This window comes from Nostoc sp., assembly GCF_036917155.1.
Classification (GTDB): Bacteria; Cyanobacteriota; Cyanobacteriia; order Cyanobacteriales; family Nostocaceae; genus Nostoc.
This window is the reverse complement of record NZ_JBALDZ010000143.1, coordinates 20,250-32,724: the sequence shown is the minus strand read 5'-3', so window position 1 is coordinate 32,724 and position 12,475 is coordinate 20,250. Positions and strand designations below refer to the sequence as shown.

The window sequence follows — 12,475 nt, the reverse complement described above, 5'->3', positions numbered from 1 at the left end:
TCCAAATTCTTGTTCTGACAAAGCAAAAACAACTATTAAATTTCCTATGAATCAATTGACACCTCAGAATTGGATGTTCATCAAACAGCGTCTAACGCCTTATTTATTTTTACTACCCGCCTTAGTTATTTTAGGGTTAACTGTCTTTTGGCCTGCACTGCAAGCATTTTACCTAAGCTTTACGAGCTATGAAGATATTGCCCAGCCACCACAATGGATAGGTTTCGCCAACTTCCTCAAGCTTTGGAAGGATGCAGTTTTTTGGAAAACCTTGGAAAACACTTTTTTATATCTTGTGGGTGTAGTACCAATTTTAGTAATTGCTCCCTTAGTGCTAGCAATTTTGGTAAATCAGAAATTGCAAGGGATGAATTGGTTTAGAGCAGCATACTATACCCCAGTGGTAATTTCAATGGTGGTTGCGGGAATAGCTTGGAAATGGCTGTATGCAGAAAACGGATTACTCAATCAGTTATTTAAAGCTTTAGGTATTTTTCCAGAAGGTATTCCTTGGCTAACTAGCCCAGCAAAAATTTTTGGCATCGTACCAATTTCTCTTGCTAGCGTGATGGCTGTCACCGTGTGGAAGGGATTAGGCTACTACATGGTGATTTATTTAGCGGGGTTGCAATCAATTCCGGCTGATGTGTACGAAGCCGCAGCCATCGATGGCTCTGATGGTATCAGCAAACATTGGGATATTACCATACCTTTGATGAAGCCGTATTTAGCACTAGTGGCGGTTATTTCGGCTATTTCTGCAACCAAAGTGTTTGAAGAAGTCTACATTATGACTCAAGGAGGGCCACTCAATAGCTCGAAAACAATAGTTTATTATCTATATGAGCAAGCCTTTAACAACTTGGAAATTAGCTATGCTTGCACGATTGGGTTAGTGCTATTTTTGATAATTTTGGGGTTATCGATTTTGCGATTAGTTATTAATCAGCAAGGGGATGATAATATTACAATTTGATATTGCCTTAATTTAAGCTGAAATCTAAGCTTTTGCCAAAAAGCTAGGGTTTTGCCGTATAGAGGGAACCAAGTTCTTAATTTTGCATAAAGTGGAGCTTAGAAGAAAATGCAGTATTGAGATTAAGTCCATTATTTCCTATAATTAATACTAACCTTGAGAAATTATTTATCAAACATCATTAGCTCAACAGCAAATTCGGATAATTTATTTAGACGAGTTAGATGATGTACCATCATCTTCGATTGGGCTAGGTGTGATTAAGTTAGTAGTTGCAGCAGAAGATAAAGCCATACAGCAAGCAAAAAACTTGATAAATCAAGTACAACAAACGCATGAAGCTAACCGTAGTAATCTCTTAGAATTAGTAGAGAGAATGCTTATCTATAAATTTGTAAATAACAGTCAGCAGGAGTTGGAAGCGATGTTTGGATTAACTGATTGGAGACAAACTAAATTTTACCAGGAAGTAAAGGAAGAAACAAAGCAGGAAGTAAAAGAGGAGGTTCGAGAAGAAACAAAGCTGGAGACTATACCCCGTCTGCTTAAGTTTGGTTTAAGTATAGAGCAAATCGCCGAAGCATTAGAATTGGATATCAAACAGGTACAACAAGCTATTGAGAAGCAAGGATAAGAGGGAATAGGAAGTAATTAACAATTCCAAATTCCAAATTCTAAATAGTTTGAGACGGGGATTTAAAATCGGGTATGATACTCGACGACTGCACGACTGTCATCAGTTAAGTTAGTGGAAGCACGAACACGAAATTCGTCGTTTATCCGGTAATTAACACCCCATTGGAATGGGTCATTTGTTGTCAAAATTTTGATACTGGAAACAGATATCTTAGAAGAAATATCAACTCCAGCCTCAGCTGCTAATTCCAAAGTTGAATTGCTTCTTCCTGCTTCGGGATTCTCAGAAATAACGGTAGGAAATATCCGCAATTCACTTAAGCCAAAGGTACTCCCAATCTGGTTAAAAGCTGACTGAAAATTGTTGAATACAGCCGAACCTGCGATGTTAATCAGACCCAAAGTACTGTCTGCACGTCCTTGGGTGTCTACAAATCCACCTCCTAAAAGAGCAACAATTTCGGTTTGACTACGTGACGGACTACTTGTTAGTTCTAAATTTTCATTCAGTTTACTCGCTAAACCGTTGATAGTAGCTTCGACTCGAACACTCTCTAAGGCTGATAAACCTGTGGCATTTACCCGTCCGAAATCATTACTTTGAGTTACATCCAGTACTTTGGCAAATAGCCTAATATCTAAGTTGGGGTCGCGAGGTTGAGAAGGACTAAAAGTTGCAGTGTGTTTATAGCCACGAGCAAGGTTAAATTGGGTAGTAAATAAATTGACTCCACCTTGTTCTAACTGGATAGTCCCATCGGGTATAGGCTGATTGATTGAGCCATTTACGATGAGATTACCAGTAGCGCGGAAGCTAAGAATGGGGGCACGGGTAATTTGGACGTTTTTACCTAGTTCTAAATCTAGATTATTAAATCTGGCGTTTGCATTTCCCTTTCCATTCTCAATTTCAGGTTTGCTCTGCTTATCGGCTTTTGTGGGTGATACACCAATACTACCATTTCCAGATGTCGTGGTGTCGGTAGATTCTGCCAGCAATACCTGACCATCAAATAAATTGACTCTACCGCCAATCATGGGGTTAAGGGCAGAACCAGTAATCTGCAAATTGCCGCTAGCGCCTCCCTGATAAAGTCCTTTAAGATTCAACGCTAACTTTTCGAGGTTAACAGTCAGGGGATTATTAATAGTCACGTTCTCATTGTTGAAAATGGAAATTTCTCCAGCAGCTTCTACCTTCCCATGACTAAATCTACCCTGAAGATTTTCTACTGATATGCGGTCAAAATTAAACAGTACTCTACCTGTGACACGTCTCAGCTTACCTGGCAAAGCCTGATCTGAAAAAGTAGCATTATTAACAGTAGCAATTCCATCTACTTGGGGTTTTTGCAATGTTCCCCGCACCTTGAGATCTACTTCTCCTTCACCTTTCTCAAATACCACTTGATTAGTCAATGCGTTTAACAGTGACAATCCCTCGTTTTCTAGCTTCATATCCAAACTGATTTGCTCGCTGTCTGGTGCAACGGAAGCAAAAGGCAATTTATAAGGTATGCTGCCAGTAATATCAACAGGTTTTGGCCCAGCAATTGCTACAGTACTATCAAAGTTTAAGCGTCCGTTGGCATAGCTGAAACTTGCTGTTGCTGACTCTATTTTGCTTTGATTCAGCATTCCTTCTGTGATTTGCAATTCCCCTCTAGCTTGGGGATTAGCTATGCTGCCTGCTAAAGCTGCTGTAGCGTTAAGATTACCTGTGATTCCAACTGGCAATTTGACAAAATTATTCAGTACTTGTACCGGAAAATTATTCACCCGCAGCTGACCAGATTGTTCATCACCGCCAACGTTACCCGTGAAGGCAATTAGCCTGTTTTGAGATTCGAGGCGTAATGGTCGCAAACTCAATACACCGTTTTCAAAGTTGCCTTCAGCAATAACTTTGTCGGCAGTATAAAAACGATTTCTCTCTTCTTTTTTACCCCAGGCAAAGTTTTCTCCATTCAAATTAAATTCCACTGATAATCCATTGGTTGTAGCTGTATTTACAGCCACTTCCCCGTTGAAAGTCCCCTTTAAGTCTGCTAAATCCGGTATGGGAGTGGAATCAAGTCGCTGTTGTTCTTCTTCTGCTACTAGGGCTTCAATTTCAGAAAACCGTTGGATTTGGGTTAATAAGGGTTGATTTGGCGCTCCTTGGGGGGTGGTGGTTAGATCTGCTGCTGTACCGTAGATTGCTGCTGAACCACCTGGCAAATTTTGTAAATCAAATACTTTTGCTACAGCTACAACATCTTGGATTTGACCCTGTTTGACGTTCAGTTTACCTTGTAGTTGAGGGCCTTTCGGAGTTTGAGCAAAAGTACCGACAAGGGCATAGCTACTGCTACCTTTGACAAATTCACTGCTTGCGAGTGTGGCTTTACCGTTACTGTAGCGGAATTGAGCAGCTATTCGATCGCCGCGAAGCCAGCCAACTTGCGGATTGGCGATCGCTAAATTCCCCGTTGCTGCCAATGTCTGCTGATTAAATAGTAAATCCCCAGTCAACAATCCAGCGATCTTACCAGCACCCAATCGAGTCATTGCTGGTGGAGTCAAATTCAATACTTGTAAGGGGAAATTGGCAACTTTTAGTGCCCAATCATTCCCTTGAATATTACCTGTGGCTGATGCTTGCTGCCATTTGACTAAGAAGGATTTCGGGCGATTATTGGCATCTAAATTGAAGGAGAGGCGATCGCTATTACCTGCTAAGTTCAAATTTAAACCGCGTCCCTGTGCGGAATCGATGTTTCCAGTTAACAACGGCTCAAAGGCAATATCTTGAACAACCAAGTCTCGTAAGTTAATTTGTCCTACCACATTTGGCAAGGGTAGCTTACCAGTAATTTGACCATTAAAATCTACTCTCCCCGCCACAGCAACCTGATTAGGAAGATTGATTGGTAACTGTTTTAAGTTGTAATTCTGAGCCTGGACATTGAGATTTAGGGCAGTAATTTCCGGTATGCCTGCCTGTTTAGTATTGGCTAATATGTTACCAGTCACACTTAAGCCGGGAGCAGTTGCTCGCTCAATGGTCAGCCTTTCACCACTCCAAGCGATCGCAGCACTTAGGGGTTGCTCAAGACCAGGGATACCTTGAGATAATTGCACCTGTCCAGCGGCACGCACATCAGCTAATTTGGAAGATCCTAGCGTGCCAACTAATTGCAACTGACCGCCAAACTGACCTCGTAATTGCTGATTTAACCGATTTAATTCCACACCAGAAGCATTAACTACAGCTTGATAGCGACCATTAGCCACTTGGATATTAGAGGCTGCGATCATTCCACCTGCAACATTTATCCGCGCCTGACCCATAGCTTGAATAGTTTGCGGTTTAAAAGAATCAACAGAACCCGCCACGTTTACTTGACCAGTTAACGCTCCCTGGAATTGCTTTGGTACTGCTGCTAACTTCTGCACAGGCACATTCTTAGCCTGAACTTGCGCCTGATATACACCATTAGCCACTTGAATATTAGAGGCTGTAATCGTTCCACTTCCAACATTTATCCGCGCCTGACCACTGGCTTGAATAGTTTGCGGTTTAAAAGAATCAACAGAACCCGCCACGTTGAACTGACCAGTTAACGCACCTTGGAACTGCTTTGGTAATGTTGCCAACTGCTGCACAGGAATATTTTTAGCTTGAACTTGCGCCTGATAAACACCATTAGCCACTTGGATATTTTTGGCTGTAACCGTGCCACTTCCAATAGCAAGGCGACCTTCACCACTGCCACGGAGGGTTTTCAGGCTGAAATTATCTCTGTTGCCTGCGATTTGGAACGTTCCCGCCAAAGGATTATTTAAAGCTGGGGGAGACTGTTTCAATATTTGTCCCAGCCGCACATCATTAGCTACAAGTTGAGCAGAAAAGCTTTGGTCTTGCAGTTGGATATTAGAAATTGCAACTGTGCCACCACCAATTTGAACTCCTGCCCCATCACTGCGAACCGTGGCAATTTTAAATGGTGCTGTACTTCCTGAGAGGATGAGACGACCATTGAATTGTGCCTCTGCCAAAGAGACATTTTGCAGTTGACTTTTGTTTACAAAGGGTTCCAATTTTACCCCAGAGGCAATAGCCACAGCTTGCCAACGCTCATTGGCATAACTACCAGTTGCCCGGACTGTGCCACCACTGACATTTAGAGCCACATTGCGGAAGGAGACGGTGCGATTTGGAGCAATTGCAACTTCGCCTGTTCCGGGGTAAGTTCCGTTAGGAGCTTGAAACTGTACCACAGTTTGGACATTGGTGGGAGCGCCAGTTAGTTCGGCTGTAGCTGAGACATTGCCAATTTGAAAAGCGGGTGTTGTTTCATAAACTTTTGCGATCGCATCCCCTGGAACATTTTTGGCAGCAAAATTTAAATCCAGTCGTGGGCTTTTACCGAGTTGAATTGTGCCAGCGCCCGTAATGTCACCACCAACTTTAGCTTTACCTTGAATATCTTTCAGGGTAATTAAAGAGGAACTAGTAACAAGCTCAAACTTACTACTGATACTATTAAAATCAACTTTATCAATTCGGGCAGTTTGGATTGTGGCAACTGAGCCAGAGAGAATTGGCTCTTTTGTTGATCCGGTAATTTGTAAGTCTGCTTGTACTTGTCCAGCGATCGGCACAGGTAGTTTTATCTTGAGAGTCTCCTGGGCATTGGCCAAACTCACCGCATTTACACGCGCTGCCAACTTAAAGCCTGCTTGAGTGTCGATGATTCCCGTAGCCACTAGGGGAATTTTGCCGTAGTTGCTAGTAACATTATTTAACTGCAACTCCGTTCCTTGGAAGTGGAGGTTTCCTTGACTATTGCTCAACAATTGCGGGACTTTGGGTATTTGAAGTGTTACCCCTTGTACAGCAGCATTGCCAAACAATAAAGTTTGCTGTCCTGGCGTCAAGCGAACCAGCAAGTCGCCATTGGCTCGACCCACTTGTAAGTTCACTGGTAACTTAATCAACCGAGTAATATCCGCAGCCAGCAAGTCTTGTGCATGCACCTGGAAGTTTCCTGCTAGCACCCTGGAACGCGTTTCTCCCTGAATAGAAATACTGCCACCACTGTCTGCTTGACCCCCAACTTCAAACCGGATCAACTGGTTGTTTGCTAGGAGTTGAGCAGATCCGTTGAGTTGAGAAAATGTTATGGGAGATGAGGGAGATGAGGAGGAGGAGCTTGCTCCCCCTGCTCCCCCTACTCTCTTCTGCGGCATCAACGCCAGCTTGGCATTGCGAAACCGTAGGTTGTCCAAATCGGTTTTAATCGGGCTGCCTTCACCTGACGACGCTATAGTAGTGGAAACCCAGCGCCCTTGGTTATCCTGTTCAATATAAATATCTGGGTTGACTAAGGTGACATCTAGCTTTAAATGGCGGTTAAAGATTAGTTGTGGCAGGTCAAAACCCACCTCTACAGATTCCACTGTGGCTCGGTCTGGATCTGTACTTGTCGCGGGGATAGTGGAAGCCCCAAACTGCACTCCCGTCAACGAAAATTGCGTGACTTTTCCTAGGTTTACCGGACGATTGAGTGTAGTCGTGAGACTTTGTTGTGCCAAAGGTGTTAACTGTGTTTGGACAAAAGTCCACAACCGCCAAATACCGACAATAACTCCTAACAGTAAAAGTCCGCCCAAGGCAATGCTACCCCGACTCAACACCAGCAACCACATACGCTTGCGGTTAGGGTAAGGGGAGTGACAATCTTGATTGGGAGATTTAATCATTTGCTTTCACTGTATTAATTGCCGGATGTCGCTGGCACACACAAGCATTAACTGGCACATTGATTCAGTATGCCATTTCCAGGATACGCCAACTAAACCCAAGACCTCATTGGTTAAGTTACGGTATTTGCTCGATCTAATCTCAATCTAATACTTATGCTTAATAATATTGGCGTTTTCAGGAAAATCTGAATAGAGTGAAAATTGTTCCTGTGACTTCCCTTGAGGCACAATCTCGAACTTTAATATGAATAAACCTTAAAAAGGACAGATGATTACACCAATGCGTGTCTTTGTGTTAATTTTTAATGCTCGAACGGAAAATGAGGGGATTCACACGATTCGGGAGGGCAATCGCAATAAAATTCTGATGTTCGAGTCAGAAGACGATGCGACGCGCTTTGCCCTAATGTTAGAAGCTCAGGATTTCCCCGCACCGACACCAGAGCCGATCGATGCTGAGGAAATCAAGGAATTTTGCGAAAGTGCTGGATATGAATGGGAAATTATCCCAGAAAACAGCAATTTAGTTGTCACTCCCCCAGAACTGAATGTAGAAGAAACTGACTGGCAAGCAGATGCCAAGAAGGAGGATACTGTTGAAGACACCTTCTTGCTCAATCAACAGCCACTAGAAGAACCAGAATTGTCTGATTCTGAACTAGAGAAGATTCGTCGCAAATTGGAAGGATTGTTGTAAATGGTCATTGGTCATTGGTCATTGGTCATTGGTCATTGGTCATTGGTCATTGGTCATTGGTAACTGACAAAGGACAAAGGACAAAGGACAAATGACAAACTTGCAGGAACGCGGACATCTTTTAACTGAGCTGGTAAATCCTAACAGTCTGAACTTAGACCAGCTCAGTTCTCTGGAATTGGTGGAGTTGTTTAATAACGAAGACCAAAAAGCTGTCGCAGCAGTTGCAGCGGCGAAAGTTCACTTGGCAGAAGCAATTGAGCGTACCGCAGAGCGTTTGCGCCACGGAGGACGCCTATTCTATATCGGTGCAGGGACAAGTGGCAGGTTAGGGGTGTTAGATGCTGCTGAGTGTCCACCTACTTTTTGTACACCCCCAGAGTTGGTACAGGGGATTATTGCTGGTGGTGCTGGCGCACTGGTACGCAGTTCTGAAGATTTAGAAGACAGCATCGAAGATGGTGAAAGTGCGATCGCTGGGCGACATATTACCCAACTAGATGTCGTAGTTGGCATTACCGCTGGTGGAACAACGCCTTATGTCCACGGTGCCCTTCATGCTGCTCGTCAGCGGGGAGCCACAACTATTTTTATCGCCTGTGTTCCCGCTGAACAAGTTAGCTTTGATGCTGATATTGACATTCGCCTATTGACAGGGCCAGAAATCATCGCCGGTTCAACTCGCCTGAAAGCTGGTACAGCCACTAAATTAGCTTTAAATATCCTTTCTAGTGGGGTGATGGTCAAGCTAGGCAAAGTTTATGGCAATCGCATGGTGGATGTGGCGGTAACAAACCAAAAGTTACGCGATCGCGCTTTGCGAATTTTGCAAGACCTCACAGGTTTAAGTCGGGAAGCTGCTGGTTTTTTACTAGAACGCAGTGGGAAATGGGTTAAGCTAGCGCTATTGATGCACTGGACTGGTTTGGAAAAAGACGAGGGCGATCGACTGCTTTCAGAACACCAAAGTAATCTCAGAGCAGCTGTTGTGAGCTATCAAAACCACAAACAACTTGAATAAATTTTCCTAAATAAATACTAGATATCTAGTGAAAAAGAATGTAGAGGTATAGCAGTGCTATGTCTTTATAAGTTTTGCTGATAAAGCATATTTCTGGAGATGTCTACTCTATAATATGGCTGCTACTTGTCTTAGTAGTACGCCTTTTTCAAAATATATTTCCTAAAAAAGCTGACATTAACTAAATGTATTAATAATTGCAAACTTAAATAAGTATTTTTAACATAAATTGTCAATTTCAATAACTAAAGCACAATTCTCTAGAGACTGCTAATATTTCTTAAACAAAAATTCAGAACTTATACGGATATGATTTTGTATGAAAATTATTAAAATGATATATTAATACTCAGTACATCATGATGTGGACGATGGCAACCTACTTTAGTCATAAATATTTAGCAGAACTAGCAGAAAAATAAAGTCTATCAATAAAAACTCTATGCTAGATAAATTATTTACTAGCAACGGTTTTGCTATCTTTCCATCTACCTTGCTTTTAATAATCTTAATTTAGACTGTTATATACCAAATGCATTTATACTTGTTTACATATTTACTGAACACTACTGTGGCGGAAGTATTGCCTGGCTTTCACAAGGAACTTGAGTAAGTTATTAGGTTAATTGAGATGCTAGCTGAATTTGTGCCGTTCTATACTAGTGTCGGTTTTAATGGCTATATTTTTAATAAAAGGAACAAACTATGCCCCATCAGGAACTTATTTCAAATAACCTAGTAAATGAATTTAAAACTTGTACTCAGTTACAATACAATGGCAAGTTAAGTATTAAGAGTTCAAAAGGCAGTCAATGGACTTTTTACTATCGACTGGGACGAATAGTTTGGGCAACTGGGGGAACTCATCCCTTCCGACGTTGGCGTAGACATATAGCTCAAAATTGTCCCCAGATTGATGTTGATAAGTTGCAGTTACGTGTGCAAGACCTATCAATTGATTACTGGGACTATAAACTGATAGAAGTCTTTTATAAAAAACAGAAAATCCAGAGGGAACAGATTCAATCTATTGCAGAAAATACGATAGCAGAACTATTATTTGACCTAGCTTTACAAGGAAACTTTGCTTCTATAAGTTGCAATCGCAGCCAAGAAGTTATCTTAGAAACCCCAATGAGCTTCACGAGTGCAGAAATGTCTGTAAAGCACATGCAAGACTCGTGGAAAATTTGGTCAGAAGCTGGTTTAGCAAATTTTTCTCCTGACTTGGCACCAGTTCTCCGACGACCAGAACAACTTCAGCAGATGGTTAGTCCATCTGTCTACAAAAACTTTGTGAATTTAATCAATGGTAAATTCACTCTGCGAGATTTAGCCATGAAAATGAAGCAGAGTGTACTGCCACTCACCCGTTCATTGCTTCCCTATATCCTTAAAGGAATCATTGAATTGGTAGAAGTACCTGACTTGCCTTTAGGAGTTACTGAAGTCAACAATAACTCTACTACCACACAAGCAAAGAAGCGGACTGTTCCACTAGTGGCTTGTGTCGATGATAGCCCTCAAGTATGTAAAATGCTAGAGGATATTATCACTTCCAATGGCTTGAGGTTTGTCAAAATTCAAGATGCTGTACAAGCTTTACCAACCCTCATTCAGGATAAACCAGACTTGATTTTCTTGGATTTGATTATGCCAGTTGCCAGTGGTTACGAAATTTGTACTCAGTTACGACGAATATCTACCTTTTCCAACACGCCAATAATTATATTAACAGGCAGTGATGGTCTGTTAGATAGAGTTCGTGCCAAAGTAGTTGGTTCTACAGATTTTCTCACTAAACCTGTAGTGGCTGATAAGGTAATGAGTATTGTTCGCAAGTATTTGCCTACATCAAATGTATCCACTGACAAAAGTAAATCTAGTTTAGAGGTTTGTAATTAGGGAGAATTAGAGACGATTTTTGATTCTGCATTCTTCCTCAAAACTTATAGATTTTTCCACCTAAGTAAAAATTAAATTATTGAGATAAAACAATTTTGAATTTTAGATTTACTCAAACAATCAAGTCATTGGCTCTGTCAATTAATTTTGGATTGAAGATTTATTTTCGCGTTTAAATTCGCTTGCTTTCAGGTATTTTTTAATTTTCAGTCTGCAATCAAAAATTCGGTGATAAAACTATCTTACATTTAAATATATATTAAGTTATGTTGATTACGTACTTTTTCTGAGGTTGATATATAAAGATTGAATCAAAATTAAACAAATACAAATTTTTGTATTTATAGCAGTCCTATTTGATTTGTGAAATAGTGATTAGGGCAAAGGGGTTAGGGCTAGTCTCTAGTCCCTTCCATGTCTTTTTTGAGTAATCATTTAGGATTTACATGTTTTGTTTACATTTTGAGAAAAAGTTAACGAGTAATTGCCATGAATACTGTTTTAGTTGTTGAAGATGGCTTAACAGATATGGAAATAATCAGCCGTTACTTGCAACAGGCAGGTTATTCTGTGATTAGCGCCACTAGCAGTGAAGAGGCTCAAGATAAAATAGATCAAAACAAGCCAGACCTAATATTTCTCGACGTAATTTTACCAGGTAAAAGTGGCTTTGAAATTTGCCGAGAACTGAAAAATAATCCTGACACTAGCAAGATACCTGTAGTTTTTTGCTCTACAAAAAATAGTGATGTAGATAAAATTTGGGGTAATATGTTAGGCGCTGATGGTTATCTATCAAAACCAATTGATCGAGAAGAACTAGCGGTAATTTTAAAGCGATTACTTAATTAGAAAAAATGTCATAAATCAACAAATACTAGAAATCACTGTTTCTCAAATAGAACCTCTGCAAGAACAAACAATAACTGCAAATAGTGGCAAAAGATAAATAATCAAAGACAAAGGATCAATAGCTTTGGAAACCCAGGAAAAATTTTTAAGTTTTAATTTGGGAGCAAGTGATACAGCCGTAATTTCGTTACAACACATTACAGAAGTTTTGCAAGTATCATTACCAGAAATATGTGGCGTTCCTCAGATGCCAAGTAGCGTCTTGGGTATTTATAACTGGCGTGGTGAGATGCTTTGGTTGGTTGATTTAGACGCAATGTTAGGTTATCCTCCAATTTCTCAAGGGACAAACTTGCTTTCAAAAATGATGGCGATTGTTCTGCAAAATAAGGGTAAGTACTTGGGATTATTAGTACGACAACTTATAGATATTGAATGGCTGGATACTAACCAAATGAAGCCGGCAACTGCTGAAATATTTTATCCTAAAATATCACCTTTCTTACAGGGATATTTTATTAATGATTCGGAGGATATGATTTTTAATTTGGATGCTACAACTATTATCCAAGCTCCAATATGGAGTATTCATAATTGAGTATTTAGGAATGATTAGGCATGGTTAAAAAAATCTAAT

8 protein-coding genes are annotated in these 12,475 nt (G+C 40.8%); 7 read left to right on the top strand and 1 reads right to left on the bottom strand.

The window, feature by feature from the left end:
* Positions 1–46 precede the first annotated feature (46 nt).
* Both V7K67_RS19525 and V7K67_RS19520 read left to right on the top strand, forming a co-directional pair.
* The gene (locus tag V7K67_RS19525) at positions 47–976 is read left to right on the top strand and encodes a carbohydrate ABC transporter permease (RefSeq protein WP_335167983.1); all 930 of its coding nucleotides are present in this window, start codon (positions 47–49) and stop codon (positions 974–976) included.
* A 163-nt stretch (positions 977–1,139) separates the two neighbouring features.
* The gene (locus tag V7K67_RS19520) at positions 1,140–1,610 is read left to right on the top strand and encodes an Rpn family recombination-promoting nuclease/putative transposase (RefSeq protein ID WP_334729490.1); all 471 of its coding nucleotides are present in this window, start codon (positions 1,140–1,142) and stop codon (positions 1,608–1,610) included.
* Between the two features lie 62 nt (positions 1,611–1,672).
* Here the strand turns inward: V7K67_RS19520 and V7K67_RS19515 are convergent, their stop codons facing one another.
* Positions 1,673–7,360 carry a translocation/assembly module TamB domain-containing protein gene (locus tag V7K67_RS19515; RefSeq protein ID WP_335167981.1) on the bottom strand — a complete coding sequence of 1,896 codons (5,688 nt, stop codon included), beginning with the start codon at positions 7,358–7,360 and terminating at the stop codon, positions 1,673–1,675.
* A 271-nt stretch (positions 7,361–7,631) separates the two neighbouring features.
* Here V7K67_RS19515 and V7K67_RS19510 point away from each other — a divergent pair, with 271 nt between their 5' ends.
* The 5 genes from V7K67_RS19510 to V7K67_RS19490 all read left to right on the top strand — a co-directional run bounded on the left by V7K67_RS19510 (position 7,632) and on the right by V7K67_RS19490 (position 12,436).
* Positions 7,632–8,060, top strand: a complete 429-nt coding sequence (locus V7K67_RS19510; protein ID WP_334705683.1) for a DUF3110 domain-containing protein — start codon at positions 7,632–7,634, stop codon at positions 8,058–8,060.
* Between the two features lie 91 nt (positions 8,061–8,151).
* Complete coding sequence (gene murQ / locus V7K67_RS19505; protein ID WP_334729416.1) at positions 8,152–9,081, top strand: N-acetylmuramic acid 6-phosphate etherase; 930 nt, start codon at positions 8,152–8,154, stop codon at positions 9,079–9,081.
* A gap of 705 nt (positions 9,082–9,786) precedes the next feature.
* Entirely contained in the window at positions 9,787–10,986 is a 1,200-nt protein-coding gene (locus V7K67_RS19500; RefSeq protein ID WP_334729415.1) for a response regulator, read from the top strand.
* 489 nt (positions 10,987–11,475) lie between these two features.
* Entirely contained in the window at positions 11,476–11,838 is a 363-nt protein-coding gene (locus V7K67_RS19495; protein ID WP_334705685.1) for a response regulator transcription factor, read from the top strand.
* A 124-nt stretch (positions 11,839–11,962) separates the two neighbouring features.
* A complete protein-coding gene (locus V7K67_RS19490) occupies positions 11,963–12,436 on the top strand; it encodes a chemotaxis protein CheW (RefSeq protein ID WP_334729414.1) in 474 nt (157 codons plus the stop codon).
* The last annotated feature ends 39 nt before the right edge of the window (positions 12,437–12,475 follow it).

Coding starts and splice junctions, on each gene's coding strand:
- murQ (WP_334729416.1), top strand. CDS start 8,152: ATGACAAACTTGCAGGAACGCGGACATCTTTTAACTGAGCTGGTAAAT.
- V7K67_RS19500 (WP_334729415.1), top strand. CDS start 9,787: ATGCCCCATCAGGAACTTATTTCAAATAACCTAGTAAATGAATTTAAA.
- V7K67_RS19510 (WP_334705683.1), top strand. CDS start 7,632: ATGATTACACCAATGCGTGTCTTTGTGTTAATTTTTAATGCTCGAACG.
- V7K67_RS19495 (WP_334705685.1), top strand. CDS start 11,476: ATGAATACTGTTTTAGTTGTTGAAGATGGCTTAACAGATATGGAAATA.
- V7K67_RS19525 (WP_335167983.1), top strand. CDS start 47: ATGAATCAATTGACACCTCAGAATTGGATGTTCATCAAACAGCGTCTA.
- V7K67_RS19515 (WP_335167981.1), bottom strand. CDS start 7,360: ATGATTAAATCTCCCAATCAAGATTGTCACTCCCCTTACCCTAACCGC.